General features: G+C 67.9%; 13 protein-coding genes. 3 read left to right on the forward strand and 10 right to left on the reverse strand.

The features are described from left to right. Positions 1 to 5: 5 nt before the first annotated feature. Positions 6 to 1,280, reverse strand: a complete 1,275-nt coding sequence (locus tag OHB26_RS09340) for a TerD family protein (protein ID WP_330183799.1) — start codon at positions 1,278 to 1,280, stop codon at positions 6 to 8. A 51-nt stretch (positions 1,281 to 1,331) separates the two neighbouring features. Between OHB26_RS09340 and OHB26_RS09345 the strand changes: the two genes are divergently transcribed. After that, positions 1,332 to 2,201: a PfkB family carbohydrate kinase gene (locus OHB26_RS09345; protein WP_330183800.1), complete on the forward strand. Its 870-nt coding sequence runs from the start codon at positions 1,332 to 1,334 to the stop codon at positions 2,199 to 2,201. Here OHB26_RS09345 and OHB26_RS09350 read toward each other — a convergent pair. The 3 genes from OHB26_RS09350 to OHB26_RS09360 form a co-directional block, all read right to left on the reverse strand. Beyond that, positions 2,198 to 2,875, reverse strand: coding sequence for a nucleoside/nucleotide kinase family protein (locus OHB26_RS09350; RefSeq protein ID WP_330183801.1), 678 nt, complete (start codon positions 2,873 to 2,875; stop codon positions 2,198 to 2,200). The genes OHB26_RS09345 and OHB26_RS09350 overlap by 4 nt on opposite strands. Before the next feature lie 66 nt (positions 2,876 to 2,941). Then, complete coding sequence (locus OHB26_RS09355; RefSeq protein WP_330183802.1) at positions 2,942 to 5,149, reverse strand: serine/threonine protein kinase; 2,208 nt, start codon at positions 5,147 to 5,149, stop codon at positions 2,942 to 2,944. Continuing rightward, entirely contained in the window at positions 5,146 to 7,140 is a 1,995-nt protein-coding gene (locus OHB26_RS09360) for a serine/threonine-protein kinase (protein ID WP_442942993.1), read from the reverse strand. The genes OHB26_RS09355 and OHB26_RS09360 overlap by 4 nt, the downstream gene beginning before the upstream one ends. 831 nt (positions 7,141 to 7,971) lie before the next feature. Here OHB26_RS09360 and OHB26_RS09365 point away from each other — a divergent pair. After that, positions 7,972 to 9,471 carry an amidase gene (locus OHB26_RS09365; RefSeq protein WP_330183804.1) on the forward strand — a complete coding sequence of 500 codons (1,500 nt, stop codon included), beginning with the start codon at positions 7,972 to 7,974 and terminating at the stop codon, positions 9,469 to 9,471. A gap of 100 nt (positions 9,472 to 9,571) precedes the next feature. On the opposite strand, the gene OHB26_RS09370 is transcribed toward OHB26_RS09365, so the two are convergent. The 5 genes from OHB26_RS09370 to dacB all read right to left on the reverse strand — a co-directional run bounded on the left by OHB26_RS09370 (position 9,572) and on the right by dacB (position 15,167). Further along, entirely contained in the window at positions 9,572 to 10,459 is an 888-nt protein-coding gene (locus tag OHB26_RS09370) for a LysR family transcriptional regulator (protein WP_330183805.1), read from the reverse strand. A 383-nt stretch (positions 10,460 to 10,842) separates the two neighbouring features. Then, positions 10,843 to 11,397, reverse strand: coding sequence for a hypoxanthine phosphoribosyltransferase (gene hpt, locus OHB26_RS09375; protein WP_067573480.1), 555 nt, complete (start codon positions 11,395 to 11,397; stop codon positions 10,843 to 10,845). A 16-nt stretch (positions 11,398 to 11,413) separates the two neighbouring features. Continuing rightward, complete coding sequence (gene tilS / locus OHB26_RS09380) at positions 11,414 to 12,499, reverse strand: tRNA lysidine(34) synthetase TilS (protein ID WP_330183806.1); 1,086 nt, start codon at positions 12,497 to 12,499, stop codon at positions 11,414 to 11,416. A gap of 45 nt (positions 12,500 to 12,544) precedes the next feature. Beyond that, on the reverse strand, positions 12,545 to 13,612 hold the full coding sequence (locus OHB26_RS09385; RefSeq protein ID WP_330183807.1) for a zinc-dependent metalloprotease: 1,068 nt from the start codon (positions 13,610 to 13,612) through the stop codon (positions 12,545 to 12,547). Between the two features lie 121 nt (positions 13,613 to 13,733). Then, the gene (gene dacB, locus OHB26_RS09390) at positions 13,734 to 15,167 is read right to left on the reverse strand and encodes a D-alanyl-D-alanine carboxypeptidase/D-alanyl-D-alanine endopeptidase (protein ID WP_442942994.1); all 1,434 of its coding nucleotides are present in this window, start codon (positions 15,165 to 15,167) and stop codon (positions 13,734 to 13,736) included. A 190-nt stretch (positions 15,168 to 15,357) separates the two neighbouring features. Here dacB and ppa point away from each other — a divergent pair, with 190 nt between their 5' ends. Further along, positions 15,358 to 15,849, forward strand: coding sequence for an inorganic diphosphatase (gene ppa, locus OHB26_RS09395; RefSeq protein ID WP_330183809.1), 492 nt, complete (start codon positions 15,358 to 15,360; stop codon positions 15,847 to 15,849). A gap of 10 nt (positions 15,850 to 15,859) precedes the next feature. Here ppa and OHB26_RS09400 read toward each other — a convergent pair whose 3' ends face one another. Continuing rightward, positions 15,860 to 17,518 carry an MDR family MFS transporter gene (locus tag OHB26_RS09400; protein ID WP_330183810.1) on the reverse strand — a complete coding sequence of 553 codons (1,659 nt, stop codon included), beginning with the start codon at positions 17,516 to 17,518 and terminating at the stop codon, positions 15,860 to 15,862. Positions 17,519 to 17,607: the final 89 nt, after the last annotated feature.

The raw sequence follows: 17,607 nt of genomic DNA on the forward strand, positions 1-17,607 counted from the left end.
CTTTCTCAATGCACGGCCGCCAGTACGAAACGCTTTCCCGGATCGATCATCTTGGAAACCGTTGCGCCGTCGCCATATTCGCCGAGCGCGGTCATATTCCAGCCGTGCGGTGCGCGAGTCAGCATGCACATGAACAGACCGGTGCGGCGTTCACCGCGGGACAGTTCGAAGCGCACGAGCTCCGCGCCGGAGTAGTCGTCCACCAACCGGCAGAAGGCGCGCGCGATCTCGTCGAATTTCTGGCCGGAGTAGGAATTCACCGTGAAGAGCAGGGCGTAGACGTCGGCGGGGAGGCCGGATAGATCCACGGTGATCACCTCGTCATCGCCCTCGCCCGCACCGGTGAGATTGTCCCCGGAGTGCTTTATCGCGCCCTTGAACGCGGAGAGTTTGACGAACCAGACCTTCCCCAAGTCCTTGGCCTGCCGGTTGTATGCGACCACCGAGGCATCCAGGTCGATATCCTTGCCGCGCTTGGCCGGATCCCAGCCCAGCGCCATTTTCACCCGGGTGAGCTGGGGCGCGCCGGTCTTGGTGAGCGAGACGGTTTCGTTCTTGGACAGGGAAACTCGGCCCTTGTCCAGACTGACGGTGGCCTCACCGAAGCGCGGCTGCGGGGGCGGCGCGTACGACTGCTGCGGGGGCGGCGCATAGGGCTGCTGATATGAGTTCTGCTGCGGCGGTGGGTAGTACGCGGGCGGCGGCACGGGCGGCGGGTAATTCGTCGCCGGGGGCACCGGCGGCGGATAGTTCACCGGAGGTGGCGTATACGCCGGTTGCGGTGCGGGCGCGTCATCCACGGTGATGCCGAAATCCGTCGCGATCCCCGCGAGCCCGTTGGCGTACCCCTGGCCGACCGCGCGGACTTTCCACATACCCTGTCGCCGATAGATCTCCACGCCGACCACGGCCGTCTCGGTATTCAGATCGGTGGGGGTGAAGGTCGCGAGGGTGGTGCGCCGATTCGGGTCGGCCACCGTAATGGTGAGCCGTCCGGCGCGCCCCCAGTTCGGCGGTCCGGAGCCGTCCAGGCTCGCCGTCACCACGATCTTGTCGATCTCGGCGGGCACCTGCCGGGTGGCGATGCGAATCCGGTTGGGCGGCTGTGCGGTGACGCCGGGACCGACCGGCTGGTTGTAGAAGATGAAATCACTGTCGGAGCGCACTTTTCCGGCGGCGGTGAGCAGTAGTGCCGCCACATCCACCTGTGTAGCCGCGATGACCTCGACGATCACCTCGTCCGTACCGATCGGCGCGTTCGCGCCCTTGACCAATTCCATTGCCTGCCTTACCTCCCCGTTTCCACCACGGTAGCGCCGTATCGTCGGCTGATGGACGACAACGGAGCGGTGTTCATCGGACTGTCCACACTCGATCTGGCCTATGCCGTGGACCGTTACCCCGCCGAGGACAGCAAAACCCAGGCCGACGAATTGTTCCTGGGCGCGGGCGGTCCGGCCGCCAATGCCGCGGTCACCTACGCGCACCTGTCCGGCCGGGTGCCGACGCTGGTCACGGCGCTGGGCAAACATCCACTGGCGGAGCTGATCCGCGAGGATCTGCAACAGCACGGGGTCGGCATCACCGACCTCACCCCGGACGGCGACCAGCAGCCGCCGGTCTCCTCGATCATCGTGGCCACCGGTGCGGCCACGCGAACGATCGTGTCGCTGGACGGTTCTCGCGTGCACGCACCGTTCGACAGCACCGCCGCCGAACATCTGGATCGCGTGGCCGTCGTCCTGGTGGACGGGCATTACGCCGAACCGGCCCGGCATATCGCGGCGGCGGCGCGGGCGCGGGGTATTCCGGTGGTGCTCGACGCCGGCCGCTGGCGTCCCGTGCACGGCGAACTGCTGCCGCTGACCGATATCGCCATCTGTTCGGCGGCCTTCACACCACCCGGCGTGGCACCGGATTCCCCCGCCGCCGTCTTCGACTACCTGCACGCGATCGGTCCCGAGCGGGTGGCCATCACCGACGGGCCGCATCCCATCGTCTGGTCCATGCCGGGGGAACGCGGCGAAATCCCGGTCACCGCAACGCGAGCCGTCGATACGCTGGGCGCGGGCGATATCCTGCACGGCGCGTTCTGCCACTTCCACACGCTCGGCGAAGCCTTCCCGGTGGCGCTGGCCCATGCCGCCGAGGTGGCGTCCCGATCCTGTGTTTCGGTCGGGACCCGGGCCTGGATGCGCTAGACGATCCGGTAGGCGCGACCGAATTTGCGCAGCACCAGATCCGCGCGCGGGCGGGTGCCCTCCACCAGCCGGGCGTTGAGCAGATCGCTCTGCGCCACTTTGGTTTTGGCGTCCTCCGGGGAGCGTCCGCCGCGGATATGGCGGCGTAGCAGCCGCTGTTCGATGACCGGGCGGGGTACATCGAGATACCAGGTCTCATCGAGCAGTGGTCGCACCGCGGACCAGGCCCCGTAATCCTCGAGCAGTAGGTAGTTGCCCTCGGTGACGACTATGCGCTGGCCACCGAAGACCACGCCGCCGGGTACGGGTTCGTGGATCTCGCGATCGTAGGTCGGCCATGAAATCGGCTGTCCGAGTGGCGCTTCGCGCAATCGCCGGAGCAGGTCCACGTATGCGCCCGCATCGAAGGTATCGGGTTCGCCCTTGCGCCCGAGATCGCCCATCGCCCGTAGCTGGGCGTTGGTGAGGTGGAATCCGTCCATGGGCGCGACCTCGGCGATCGGCCCGCCCGCGGCGAGATTGAGTTCATCGCGCACTCCGCGGGCGAGCGTGGATTTGCCCGCCCCGGGCGGTCCGGCGATACCCAGTACGAACCGACCGGCCTGCCCGTCCGCACTCCGCCGAATCCGCGCCGCCAACTCCGCCAGGGAGATCTCGACACTGCCGCGGTTCACGCGGCCAACCCTACGGAATCGACCCGAAAATCGTTGCCGCCTCGCCCGATGAAGTTCGCCCGCCGGCTACCTGCCCGACGGAATCGCCCGCAGCAGCGCGCGCAGATCCGCCTCCAACAGGCGGAAGAGCCAGTAGCTGATAACGAACGCCAGCACCCCGCCCACGCTCAACCAGCGCACCGGCACGATCACCAATTCGAGATCCGCACGGGAGACGAAGGTGGCGGTCGCCACCCCCAGCAGCGGCACCGATGCCGCCACCGCGAGATACACATTGCTGCGCCGCGCCAGCGTCCACAGGCCGCGCCGATCGGTGGGTCCCACCGCGCCGCGCACCAGCAGCTGCGGATACAGCACCCGCACCGAGAACACCGTCACCAGGAAGAACGGATACGCCAGAGCGATTGCGGCACAGACCACCTGGGCCGCGAAGAAGTGCGCGAACACCTGCGGTGGCAGCCGCGCACCGGACCCGGCCAGCGCCAATGGCCAGGCCACACCCGCGATCATCCACATCAGGAAGGGAATCCACACCGCCCGCTCCCCCACCAGCAGGGTGTCCGCGCGGGCGCGGGCCAGTTCGGCCGGGGTGTACCGATGCCCGTGCGCGAGCCGGTACGAAACGGTCAGCGGCCGCCGGGCCAGCCACAGCAGCAACAGCGCCGCCAGCGGGAAGGCGATGGCATTGTTCACCAGCGCCACCGTGCCGAACCGCTGCTGATCGGCGGCGGTGAGCCGATCCACGATCAGGCTCTGGTTGAGCCGGATGTTGTAGACGCTGGCCATGGCATTCGGTACGCCCACACAGAGTGCCGCGATCGGCACCGGCCAGCGCCGCGCCCGGGTGCGCCAGCTCTTCGGCGGTGGGTCGACAAGATCGCGGGCGCGCGCGTTCAGGCAGAGATCGAGCTGCCCCGCCAGTTCGGTGCCGTTCTGCCAGCGCCGCTCCGGATCGGGGTCCAGGCATTCCAGCAGCACCCGGCGCAGCGTGGCGGGCGTATCGGCGGGCAGTGCGTTCAGCGCGGCGGGCGGCACACCCATGCGACGCCGCGCCAGCATGGCGGCCACCACCTCGTGGCCCGGTACATCCGTGGCCGCGGAATCGTCGAATGGCGCTGTGCCGGTCAGCATCTCCCACAGCAGCACGCCGAGCGAGAAGATATCGCTGCGGGTATCGGGCATGGGCGCGGTCGGATCGAGGCGTGCCGCGAGCGCTTCCGGGGATCGCCAGCGCAGCTCCTCGGCTGCGTCCGAGGCGGCGCCGCCCGCTCCGGGAATCCCGGCGTTCCAGTACAGCGCGCCCAAGGCGAAATCCGCGAGTTTGGGCACGCCCTCGGCGGTGAACAGCACATTCGCCGGCCGAATATCGTGGTGCAGCACCCCGTGTCGGTCCGCGTAGTCCAGGGCCACCGCCAGTCGGCGCCCCACCCAGGCCACCGTCTCGGGCCAACTCAGCGCCGCGATCTCCTGTCGCACACTGGAATCCGCGGGGCGGATCTCCCCCCTGGCCTCCATGGCGGCGTCGATCGCCCGCAGCAGCAGCCCACCGCCCGGACCGACTGCGGCGCTTCGCCTTTCGCGCAGCAGCCGCAGTACGCCCTCGGCATTGCCGCCGGGCAGGTACTGCATATACAGCAGGCGCAGGGATTCGCCGTCACCACCGGCGGCGATGAGGCGCTGATCGAAGACCCGCACGATGTAGTGGTGGTCGAGCTGGGCCACGGTGGGGCTGTCACTGTCCACACCCGCCTCGACCCGCACGGCGACCAGGCGCTGCATGGAGCGCTGGCGGGCCAGGAACATCCGGCTGTGGTTCGCCCCGCCCAGATCGGTCAGGAGGTCGAAATCGTCCAGTCGACGGCCGGTTTCGATCTCCTCGGGCAGGGTGGGCGGTGCGGCGGGCGCGGGCCCCTCCGCGAAGCGCCGTCGAATCTCGGCCGCCACCTCCGGATACTCGGCACTGAAGGTGTCCACGTCCAGGGCGTGATAGCGGCTGCGAACCAGATACTCCTCACAGACCAGATCGACGAACTCCGGACTCTCGGCCACGGCCGGAAATTCGCTGCGGTACTCCGCGATTCGCTTCTCCATACCCGCGCGCCGCCGTCGCTGCCGGGTGTCCACGCGCACCAGCGCGGTCAGTACGTCCAGGCGCAGTTCTTCCCCGTCGGGGACGTAGTGGTGCAGGTGCGGGGGTTCCCCACGGTCGCCACGCAGCGTGGCTTCCCAGTCGGCTGCGAAGCGCGAAACCCCCGGGGCCGGATGCTCGCTCACGTTCCGGTACCCACCGGCTCCCCGGTGTCACGCGCGTGCCGACCGGGTGCGACCACCCGCTCCAGGGCGGCCAGATCCGCCTCCAGTGCCCGGAACATGATGTACACGGCCACGAAGGCCGCGATCCCGCCGACACTGAGCACCCGCACCGCCACGATCACGCGCGGAATGTCCTCGGGCGGCAGGAAGGTCACGCCCGCGACGGCCAGCAGCGGAATCGAGGCCGCCACCGCCAGATAGGCGGTGCAGCGATGTCCGAGCCGGTGCAGCCAGATGGCGTCCTCGGCGCTGATATCCCCGTGCCGCAGGAACATCGGATAGATGCACCGCACCAGGTAGAAGGTGACCAGGAAGAACGGGTACGCGACCGCGATGGCCCCGCAGACCACCAGCGACACCACGAAATGCACCATGCCGCGGGTGGGTATCTCCCCGGTGGCCAGGCGCAGCGCGACCGGGAAGGTCACCGCGCTGATCGCCCACAGCGTGAACACGATCACCGAAATACGCTCTCCCGCCAGCAATACATCGGCGCGAGCGTGTCTCAGCGTGTCCGCGTCGTAGGTGCGGCCCTTGCGCAGACCGCGCGGCACTACGATCACCCGTCTGCACCGATAGATGATGAGCACGGCCCCGAGCGGGAAGAACAGCACATTCACCGCCGCGGTGGTGAGGGTGAAGCTGTGCATGGAGGCTTCGGACATGCGGCTGATGATCAGCGTGTTGTTGTGCACGATGTTGTACAGCGAGGACAGCACATTCGGTATGGCGATAGCCAGCACCACGATCGGTATCAACCACGGCCGCAGCCGCATTCGCCAACTGTGCGCCGGTGGATCGACCAGATCGCGGGCGCGGTGATCCAGGCACATCTCCAACTGCGCGGCGAGCTTCGTACCGCTGCTCCAGCGATCATCGCGATCGGGTTCGAGGCAGGTGAGCAGGACGCGGCGCAGCGCGGCCGGACAGTCGTCGGGCACGCGCTCGAGGGCCACCCGCTCCACCCCGTCGCGCCGCCGTTCCAGCATGGCCTCCAGGGTGGTGCGATCCCCGTGACCGCCGGGTCCGGCGGTGGAGTCGTCGAATGGTTTTGCCCCGGTGAGCAATTCCCACAGCACCACGCCGAGGGAGAAGATGTCGGCGCGGGTGTCCAACTCGGCGGCCGAACGCGCCCGGCCCGGATGGCAGGCTTCGAGCTGTTCGGGCGACATGTACGACAGTGAGCCGCCGAAGTAGGCGACCGGGCTGGCATCGTCCAGATTGCGGCTGAAGCTGATATTGAAATCGGCCAGCTTCGGTACGGCCTCGGCGGTGAGCAGCACATTGGCGGGCTTCACATCCCGGTGCAGCACCCCGTGCCCGTCCGCGTAATCCAGTGCCTCGGCGAGCCGGCGACCAAGCCACGCAACGGTTTCCGGCCAGCTGAGCCCCGCGAGTTCGGCGCGCACGCTGGAGTCGGTGGGCCTGATCTCACCCTTCTCCTCCATGGCGGTGTCCACCGCGTCGAGCAGCAGTTGCCCGCTGCGTTCGGCCGCCGGGGTGGCCCGCACCCAGCGCAGCACCCCGAGCAGCGTGCCGCCGGGCAGGAACTGCATGTAGAGCAGGCGCAGCCGCCGCCCGGACTCGGTGCGGATGCCCGAGATCAGACGCTGATCGAAGACGCGCACGATGTAGTCGTGATCCAGCTGCGCCAGGGTCTGCGGTTCGGTGCCGTGATCGGCGGAGACCTTCACCGCGACCAAGCGTTGCAGCGAGCGCTGCCGAGCCAGGAACACGCGCGCGAACGCACCACTGCCGAGGCCGGTGAGCAGATCGAAATCATCTATGCGCTGGCCGATTTCGAGCCGATCCAGGAGTTCGCCGGTCTCGGGCGTACTGAGCCCGCCGCCGGTGGCGCGAGTGCCGTCGGCCGCACCCGCGAGCAGCGCCGACGGGTCCCGCTGGGTGAGTTCACCCGGATCGGGGATGCGGGTGGAGTCGCCGTCGAACACTCCACCGGCCCGGGTGGAGTCGGTGTCGAGCGGAACGCCGGGATGCGTCTCCTCACCGAAACCATCTCCGGCAGAGGTGGATTCGTCTCCACCGCGAATGTAGGTGGAGTCACCGAACGAGGCCGCGGCCCGGGTGAACTCGTCCAGGATGTCGGCGGCCCGGGTGAACTCCTCGGACGGCACCCGGGTGGAGTCCGGATCGGTCGCGTCCCGCGCACGCGTGGATTCGTCCAGCCCGGCCCGGGTGGATTCGTCCAGCCCCGCGCGCCGGGTGCTCTGATCCTCGTCATCGGCATTGAGCAGCTCCCGCAGCTGGCTCGCCTGCTCCGGATAATCGCGCAGGCAATCGCGCGGATCCACGCGTTCACCGCTGTGCCGCCGAATCACGAATTCCTCGTACACCAGCCCGGCGGGCAGATCACCCGGGGAGAGTTCGGCGAATTCGGCGCAGTACTCGGTGAGCCGCTTACGCTGGTGCGCCGCCGGCGCGGTGACCCCGGGTCGGCGCAGCCAGCGATGCCGTATATCGACCCGAATCAGCTCCAGCAGCGCGTCCCGGCGCAGGGTGCTGGCGTCGGGCAGGAAATCCGCTATCAGCGGTGGTGCGGAACCGCTGGTCCAGGCGGCGGTGAAGGCCGCGACCACGCTGAATTCCGTTCCGGCCGAGTGTCGGCCGGAACGGTGCTCGGAGCTTGACGCCATGTCAGCACGCTTTCGAAAAAATCCGCCACACCCGACCACCATCATCCCTGAGCAATAGCCGGAATGATAACTTGCGGCACAGGACCGGATCACCCGATTTCGAACTCGAGGCGACGGGGGAACACCAGTATGTACGAAGAGGGCACCGCGCTAGCGGTCGAGACCGCGGTGAACGAGGTAGTGGTGAACACTGACAAATCAGCCGAAGCAGCCGACGAGAATCCGACTTCCGAACCGCGCACCGACGATACCGATACCGATAATTCCGAAATCCTCCCGCCGCTGGATCTGACCACGGCCACGGGAATCGCCTCCGCCGTCCAGAACGGGTCCGTGACGGCCGAGCAGATGGTGGACCAGGCCCTCGCTCGCATTCGCGCGCAGGACCGAAAAGTGAACGCGTTCAGCGAGGTTCGCGTCGACGCCGCCCGCGCCGAGGCCCGCGCGCTGGCCGAGCGCCCGAATCTGGATGTGCTGCCGCTGGCCGGGGTGCCGGTCGCGGTGAAGAACAATGTCGATGTCACCGGTGCGGTCACCCGCGCCGGATCGCTGGCCGGGTCCGAGCGGCCCGCGGCCGCGGATCACCCGGTGGTGCGGCGACTACGCTCGGCCGGCGCGGTTATCGTCGGCCTGACCACGGTTCCGGAGTTCGGGCTCTGGGGCGTCACCGATACCCCGGACCGCATCACCCGCAGTCCCTGGAATTCCCGCTACAGCGCCGGTGGTTCGTCCGGCGGATCGGGCGCGGCGGTCGGTTCCGGCATGGTGACCATCGCGCACGGCAATGACGGACTCGGATCGGTACGCATTCCCGCCGCCTGCTCCGGCGTGGTCGGCATGAAGCCCGGGCGCGGCCTGGTACCCGCCGAGGTGGGGGTGGATTCCTGGGGCGGGATGACCGAAAACGGTGTGCTGGCAACGACTGTCGCCGATGCCGCGCTCATGCTGTCGGTGCTCGCCGACCGCCCCGCACTCGCCGAATTGGAGTCGCCCAAGGCGCTGCGCATCGGCCTGGCCACCGCCGCGCCGAACCCGCTGACCCGGGTGGACAAGGCGTGGATCGCCGCCGCAGACAAGGCCGCGGCCGCCGCCTCGACCGCCGGGCACACCATCGGTGTCGCCGAATTGCCTTATCAGGGAGCTACTTTCGCACTGGGACTGCGCTGGGTCGCCAATGCCGCCCGTGAGGCCGGGACGGTCGCGCATCCGGAGCGGCTGCAGCGCCGCACCCGCACCCATATCGCGCTCGGCAGGACCGTGCTGAAATCGGGTCTGCTGCGCGCGGCGCAGGTGGATCGCATCGAGGCGCGGCTGCTGGACTACTTCGAGCGCTACGACGTGGCCATCACCCCGACCCTGGCGACCCCGCCGCCCCGCGCCCGCCGCTGGCATTCCCGGCCGTGGCTGGCGAATGTGGTTGCGAGCGCACGGTTCTCACCGTTCACACCGCTGTGGAATCTGGTCGGCTGGCCTGCCATCTCGGTGCCGATGGGCGTCCACCCCAAGACCGGGACCCCGGTCGCGGCACAACTCATCGGCCCGCCCGGCAGTGAATCGACCCTGCTGAAGCTGGCCGCCCAACTGGAGGACGCCTGCCCCTGGGAGCGCACCGCGCCGGGCAAGGACTGAACACGAAAAAGGCAGTCCCGTCATCGACGGGACTGCCTTTTTCGTTGATCGCGCCAGGCGGCGGTAGTGCCTCCGACCCACTACCGCCATCGGATTCGAGCTATTGCGCGGCGACCGGCTCCCGGTCGGCGAATCCGCCTTCGAGGACGCGGGCCGCGAACTCGAGGATGGTCGGCCGATCGTCATCGGCACGCCAGGCGACGGCCAGCTCGCACGGAGCCAGTCCGGCGACGGGTCGCGCGGTCAGGCCGGGCCAGCGGTACATGGGCACATTGTTCTCGGCGAGCAGGCAGACGCCGAGTCCGAGCGAGACCGCCTCCAGGCGCTCCTCGGCGGTGGCCGCCTCCGCGCCGATCTTGGCCTGGCGGCCGCCGCGGGCGTCCGCGCCGAGCCAGAAATCGCGGGCCGCACCGGCTTCGGCTGGCATGGCGATGAAGGGCTCATCGGCCAGGGTCGCGAATTCGATGGTCTCCTGCCCGGCGAGCGGGTGGTTCTCCGGCAGCAGCACCCAGCGTGGCTCCGTGCGCAGCACCTGCCACCGGTAGCGACCGGTATCGGGTACGGGCAGCCACATGAGCGCCAGGTCCGCCTGTCGCCCGGCCAGGCCACTGGACGGGTCGGTCCAGGATGCGGAGTGCAGGGCGAGCCGGTGGCCGCTGGCGCTCTCCAGATCGGTGATCAGGCCGCGGCCGATGGAGGATTGGATGCCGACGCGCAGCACCTCACCCGCCTCCTGCAGCGCGACATTGGTGACCTCCCAGAGCTCGAGGATGCGGCGCGCACCCTCCAGCAGTTCCTTGCCCGCGACAGTCAGAGCCACACTGCGCTGATTGCGGTCGAACAGGACCACGTCGAGCTGACGCTCCAGCTGCCGAATCTGCCGAGACAGCGTGGGCTGTGCGATGTGCAGCCGCTGGGCGGCGTTGGTGAAATGCAGTTCCTCAGCGACGGCGACGAAATACCGCAGGTCGCGCAAATGCGGGTCCATAGCCCCTTGCTATCAGAATCGGTCTTGAATATCCAGCCGTATCCGACCCGAAAGTTTGGAATCGAGTCAGAAAACAGCCGTCAGGTTTGTTAAAGACAGCATAGGACCCGCCTGAAACTTTCCGGTAACCGGCACCGCGAATTCCTGGCCATTCACCCGGACGGACACCCCCGAAAATCATGCGGTCATGTGACCAGCAGTAACACGCACCACGCTACACACCCCCGCCGACCGGCGCGACTCGACGGCCGACGCTCAGCAAAGGCGCCCGGCAGCCGGGTTCACGAACCCCACACTTCTAACGTGAGTTTGGTCACATCACAGCGAAAGACCGCCCACCGAATCCGGCGGACGGTCTCGTCTAGAGCGCCGAGCGGGCGGCTCTAGCCCCCGTAAACCTTCGGGTCCAAGGTGCCGATATAGGGCAGATCCCGGTACCGCTCCGCGTAGTCCAGGCCGTAACCGACCACGAACTCGTTCGGGATATCGAAACCGACCGCCATCACATCGACCTGGGTGCGCAGCGCATCGGGCTTGCGCAGCAGCGTCACCACCTCCAGCGAGGCCGGATTACGGCTGGACAGATTGCGCAGCAGCCATGACAGCGTGAGCCCGGAATCGATGATGTCCTCGACGATCAGCACATTGCGCCCGGCAATGTCCTTGTCCAGATCCTTCATGATCCGCACCACGCCCGAGGACGAGGTGGAGGACCCGTAGGAGGAGACCGCCATGAACTCCATCTGGGTGGGCACGGTCAGCCGCTTGGCCAGATCCGTCATGAAGAAGATCGCGCCCTTGAGTACGCCCACCAGCAGCAGATCACCCTCGGGGGCACCGGCGGGATAACGCTTGGCGACCAGTTCGGCGAGCTCATCGATCTTGCTCGCGATCTCGTCTTCGCTGATCAGCACCGACGCGATGTCATCCCCGTACACGTGGCCTGGTTTCCCTTCAATGATGATGTCGACCCCGATCGGGTTCGCTGTGGGTCAGTATGAGCCTGCCATGTTCACGCGCGGCAACCAACCTGGTCCCGCCGATCGAACCACCGACCGCGACACCGCCCTGCCCGTGCCAGTCGGTGACCAGCGCCTCGACCGCGCGTAAATTGCTGTCCGTCAATGATTTTGCGCCGCCCGCCAGCAGCCACGCCCGAATGACGCGCCGCCGCAGCGCGGGCGCGGCAGTGGCGAGCGTCTCGAGCATCAGGTCTTCGCCATCAATCGCGGAGTTCAGCAAATTCTCGGCTAGTGAATCGAGGGCCGCGCCGTCCTCGCGCAGCTGAGCGGCGGTGCGGGCCAGTGCCGGAGCCACTCCCCCGCCGAGCACCTCCTCGAGCAGTGGCAGCACCTCGGCGCGCAATCGCGCGCGGGTGAAGTCGGGGGACGAATTGTGCGGGTCCTCCCAGGGCGTCAGCCCGAGATCCGCGCACAGTTGTCGAGTCACACCGCGCCGTACGCCCAGCAGCGGTCGGCCCCACGGCTCGGCGTACTCGGCCATACCTCGAATCGAGCGCCCACCAGACCCGCGCGCAAGTCCGAGTAGCACGGTTTCGGCCTGGTCATCGAGGGTGTGCCCCAGCAGAACCGGCATACCCGACCGGGCGCTGCGCAGCCCGGAGCCCGGGGCACCGGAATCCGGCAATGCCCGAACGATATTCGGGGGCGGACCGTCCAGTTCCAGCCGAGCCGCGTTCAGCGCGGCATATCGGGCGCGCCGAGCCGCCGCCTCGAGGCCACCCTCGGTTCCCACTTCCACGGTGAGCACTCGTGCGGAACGACAGCCCAGACGGAGAGCGGTCTCCGCCGCCTGGGCGGCGACCTCGGCCGAGCCATCCTGCAATCCGTGGTCGACGATGTACGCGTCCACCAGCGCGGCCTCGACCACCGTCGTCGCCGTCAACGCCAAAGAGTCCGCGCCACCGGACAATCCGACCGCCACCACACCATCCGGCGCATACCGGCCCAGCCAACGCCGCACGGCATGACGCAGCTCCAGCGCCGCACGCGTCTCGGGTAGCCGGGGGCGAGAGTTCACGCTCCGATCGTCGCACGGCGCTCAACGGAGTCGCCGCATACCCGTTCAGCCCAGTACGCGATCGACCCAGCGCCGCGGTGTACCGATCTCATCGGTGCGCGGCAGGGTGTCCGCATCGGTCCAGATGGCGTTGAACCGGTCCATGCCGACGGTATCCACCACCTCGTCGACGAAGGCCTTGCCTCGAACGTATTGCGCCACTTTGGCATCCATGCCCAGCAGCGCCCGGAGTAGTCGCTGCAGCGGATTACCGGGCCGCTTGCGACGCTGATCGAAGGCCGCGCGAATCCGGGTCACCGACGGCACCACGGCCGGGCCTACGGCATCCATGACGTGATCGGCGTGGCCCTCCAGGAGCGTGCCGAGCATGAGCATCCGGTCCAGGGCCGCGCGCTGCGGTTCGGCCTGGGTGGCGCGCAACAGACCGACCATGCCGCCCGCCGGATCCTCGATACCGCGACGGCGGTCCCGTACGGCCTCGACGAGGCGGGCGAGCATATCGGCCATGGGTTCGTCCCCGGCCTCACCGAGGATCTCCACATTGCGCTGCATATAGTCCGCGAGCCACGGCGCGGAGGAGAACTGCACCCGATGGGTCACCTCGTGCAGGCATACCCAGAGCCGAAAGTCGCTGGGCGGCACGCCCAGCGCGCGCTCCACCGCCATGATGTTCGGCGCCACCAGCAGCAGGGTGCCGTCCGGACCGCTGAACGGGTCGTACTGGCCCAGGATCGCGGTGGACAGGAAGGCCAACATGGCCCCGGCCTGCACACCCGCCGGTTTGCCGACGAATTTGCCCTTGTCCCCGGCCTCGACACCGGTCCCGGTGAGCTGTGCCATGGACTCCGCGGCGGCCGCGATCCAGCCCTTGCGATCCACCACCCGCGCCTCCGGCACGGCGAACCCGTCCAGGAGATGGCTCACCTCCCGCACCGGGCCCTCGGCCCGCCGGGACGCCTCGGCCAACTCCAGAACCGCCTGTTCGGCCGAGTAGCGCGTGGTGCGCGGCCCGGACGGCACCAGCGCGGCGCCGGTGCGCGCGGCGATACCCCAATCGACCGAACCGGTGAGCGAGTTCTTCAACCGCACCGGTTCCCGGGTGTCGGTGGTCACGACAGCCTGCCCGTTGCCACCCGCGTATTCGGCTCCGCCGGAACCATTCTCATCAGCACGACCTGTCTCTGCGCCCGGCCGGTCGGCAGGGTGTTCGGGTCCGGTCATAGTTATCCACCCGTCAGGAGCAGCCACAGTTGCGCAGTGCGGCTGCGATGGCGTCCAACGCCGGGCGGCTCTGTTCGGGCAGCCGCTGGTTGGACATCAGCGCGAAGGTCAGTACGCGCCCATCGCGATCCAGCACATATCCGACCAACGCGCTCGCCACGTCCAGAGTTCCGGTCTTGGCGCGCACCCAGCCCGCGCCCGCCCGGTCGCGGCTGGTGTAGCGGTCCGACAGCGAGCCGGTGGCACCGGCCACGGGCAGATAGTCGAGCAGGGTGGCGAGTGGATCCTGCACGGTGTTCGCGGTCGCGGCGATACTCGAATTGCCCTGTCCGTCACCGCTGTTGGGCAGCGCCGCGACGGTGACGATGCGGTCCAGCAGACGCGTCGGAATCAGATCGTCCACCGAGAGCCCGCTGGCATCGAGCAGGGTGAGACCGTTGGTGTCGAATCCGGCGGCCCGCAGCGTGGTCGCCATGGCGGTGACGGTCCCCGCGAACGAGGCCTCCGAGCCCGCCGCGACGGCGATTTCGCGGCCGATGGTCTCGGCCAGCACATCATCGGAGTGAACCATCATGTCGCGCAGGCGATCCCGCAGCGGTGCGGACTGCACCGCCGCCACCTTGGCCGCACCCGCGGGTGCGTTGCCGAGCCGGACCTTGCCCGGATCGAGCCCCAGCTCCAGTGCGAGCCTGCGACCGGCGTCGAGTGCCGGGGTGGCCGACCGCGGCGAGTACTCCACCAGCGGATTCAACCGGCCGCCGTCGATCATCACCGGGTCGATGGGTGCGATGGATCCGCCGGCGATATCGGCCGGATCCCACCCCTGCGCCATGGTCGATCCGGTGTACGCGGAGGTGTCCACCACGATCGTGTCCGGCTTCTGACCGGAAGACTTGATCTGCGCCACCAGATCCGAGAGCTTGGGCCCCTCCGGGTAATAGCCTTTACCGTCCGGCTGCGCGGTGAGCGTGGGATCGCCACCGCCGACCAACACCAGCTCATTGGCGGCCGCACCCGTGACCACCTGCGTGGTCACCCGATGATCCGGCGGCAGCGCCAGCAGTGCGGCGGCCGTGGTGAGCACCTTGGCGGTGGAGGCCGGAATCATCGGCTTATCCGGATCGGCGGTCCACAGCACCTTGCCGCTGTCCGCGTCGGAGACCGAGGCGGCGAAGATTCCCAGATCCGGATTGCCGACCACCGGCGCCAGCGCGGCGGCCAGCCCCTTGGCGCTCGGAGCGGGCGCGGTCGGCGGCGCGGGCGCGACCTGCGGCAGCGGCTGCGTGGGCGAAGGCGGATCGGCGATCGTCAAGCCCCCGTGCTTGAACTCGTCCGTCCACGGTTTCAGTGTCACGATCACACCTGCGGCGATGCCGAGCACCACGACCAAGACCGATGCCACCACGATCCAGGTCTTGCGACGCCGTTTGGCCTCCAGCCCACCGATGTTCTGCTTGTTCCGAGCCACCTGCCGCCGTCTCCTGTATCAACTTGCGCCGCCTCCGGCGTCGCGGTTCATGGCCCTGCAAGGCTCGGTCCACGAACTTGCCCGGCACCACACTATCCTCGTTGCGCAGTCGTTCCCCCGAACGAGCTGGCGAGTCGGCAGCCATACCCGCACCGAAGAAGGAGATGACGTGGAGTTCGACGTCACCATCGAGATCCCCCGGGGTCAGCGCAACAAGTACGAGGTAGACCACGAGACCGGCCGGGTGCGGCTGGACCGCTACCTGTACACGCCGATGATGTACCCGGCCGACTACGGCTACATCGAGAACACCCTCGGCGGCGACGGTGATCCGCTGGATTGCATGGTGCTGCTGCCCGAGCCCGTGTTCCCCGGTGTGCTGGTCGAGGCCCGTCCGGTCGGCGTGCTCATCATGAGCGATGAGGCCGGCACCGACGAGAAGCTGGTCGCGGTCCCCAACAAGGACAAGCGCTGGGATCACATCCAGGACGTCGAGGACATCCCGGAGTTCCAGCGCAAGGAGATCGCGCACTTCTTCGAGCGCTACAAGGACCTGGAGCCCGGCAAGTGGGTCAAGGTCGAGGGCTGGGAGAACCGCGCCAAGGCCGAGACCCTGGTCGTCGAGGCGTACGCCCGGCTGAAGGAGCAGGGCGAGCACTGAGCTCGGCTGTTCACTCCACCGCCGGTGTCACAGCACCGGCGGTGGTCCGCAGCGGCACTTCTCGCCAGAACACCACCAGGATCAGGGCGAGCAGGGCCACGCCCGATGTGGTGAGGAATACCGTGGAGAGCGACTCCGCGAACCCCACCTGAAAAGGCTTGGCCAGCACCGGATTCAGCCGCTGGATCAGCGAACTGTCACTCAGCACGCTCTGCGCGGCCGCGGTGTCCTGCTTCAAAAGCCCCTGTGCGAGCGCCATATCCGCCGGATTACCGTCGTGCGCACCCTTGAGCAGCACCTGCTGGAACTCCGGATCATGGCTCGCCGCAATGAGTTCGGTGCGAATATTCGGGCTCAGCCGCGTGAACAGCACCGACAGGAACACCGCCGCACCCAGCGTGCCGCCGATCTGCCGGAAGAATGTGGCCGCCGCCGTCGAGACGCCCATATCCTTGGGCGGCAACGCATTCTGCAGCGCGATGATGAGCGGCTGCATGAGATTGCCCAGTCCGAACCCGACGCACAGCATGAACAGCACCACCACCCAGTACGGGGTGTCGGCCTCGAGATAGTGCAGCAGGAACAGCCCGAGGGTGATCATGCCCGCGCCGATCAGCGTGTACGCCTTGTAGCGGCCGGTCCGGGAGATCAACTGCCCGGAGATGATCGAGCCGACCATCATGCCCAGCACCATGGGCAGCATCTGCAGGCCGCCGATCATCGGGCTGGCCCCGCGCACCGCCTGCAAATACTGCGGTAGCAGCAGGATGCCGCCGAACATGCCCGCGCCGACCACGAACGAGATCACCACACCCAGTGCGAAGGTCCGGTTCTCGAAGATGCGCAGCGGAATCAGCGCGGCATCACCCAGTGCCGCCTCGACCGCGACGAAACCGATCACGCCGAGCGTTCCGATGACATAGCAGAGCACCGATCTGATACTCCCCCAACCCCATTCGCGGCCCTGCTCGGCCACGATCAACAGGGGTGTGATGCCGATGGCCAGCACCAGCGCACCCCAGTAGTCGACCCGATCACGGGAACGCTCGCGCGCGGGCAGATGCAGCGCCCGGGTCACCACGAGCAGGGTGAACATGCCGATCGGCACGTTGACCAGGAACACCCAGCGCCAGCCCGAGATACCGAGAAGGCTCTCCTGCCCGGCGAACAATCCACCCAGCACCGGCCCGAGCACACTCGAGGTACCGAACACCGCCAGGAAATAGCCCTGATACTTCGCCCGCTCCCGAGGGCTCACGATATCGCCGACGATGGTGAGCGCCAACGACATCAGCCCACCGGCACCCAACCCCTGCACCGCACGGAAAGCGGCCAGCTCATACATGGAGTGCGCGAACGCGCAGAGCAGTGAACCGGTCAGGAAGATGGTGATGGCGGCCAGATAGAAGGGCTTGCGCCCATACATATCCGAGAGTTTGCCGTACAGCGGTGTGGCGAGCGTGGCGGTAATCAGATACGCCGTGGTCGCCCACACCTGTAGCGAATACCCGTGCAGGTCATCGGCGATGGTGCGAATCGCGGTGGACACAATGGTCTGATCGAGCGCGGCCAGCAGGATGCCGAGCAGCAGCCCGCTGAGAATCACCAGAATCTGCCGATGGGTGAAGCCGCCCTCTTCGGTCGAGGAACTCACCTCGGATGTAGCCATGACCAACCTCCCCGGTCCCCCCGCTCACGATAAGCGGGCGGGAACCGGGAGGCCAGGGGTTTCCGGCACCGGAGCACCGGAAGACCTTC

This window comes from Nocardia sp. NBC_01503 (genome assembly GCF_036327755.1).
Taxonomy (GTDB): Bacteria; Actinomycetota; Actinomycetes; order Mycobacteriales; family Mycobacteriaceae; genus Nocardia.

Bases quoted from the DNA above. Each gene is read 5' to 3' on its own strand.
- OHB26_RS09340 (WP_330183799.1), bottom strand. From the start codon at position 1,280: ATGGAATTGGTCAAGGGCGCGAACGCGCCGATCGGTACGGACGAGGTG.
- OHB26_RS09345 (WP_330183800.1), top strand. From the start codon at position 1,332: ATGGACGACAACGGAGCGGTGTTCATCGGACTGTCCACACTCGATCTG.
- OHB26_RS09370 (WP_330183805.1), bottom strand. From the start codon at position 10,459: ATGGACCCGCATTTGCGCGACCTGCGGTATTTCGTCGCCGTCGCTGAG.
- OHB26_RS09365 (WP_330183804.1), top strand. From the start codon at position 7,972: ATGTACGAAGAGGGCACCGCGCTAGCGGTCGAGACCGCGGTGAACGAG.
- OHB26_RS09400 (WP_330183810.1), bottom strand. From the start codon at position 17,518: ATGGCTACATCCGAGGTGAGTTCCTCGACCGAAGAGGGCGGCTTCACC.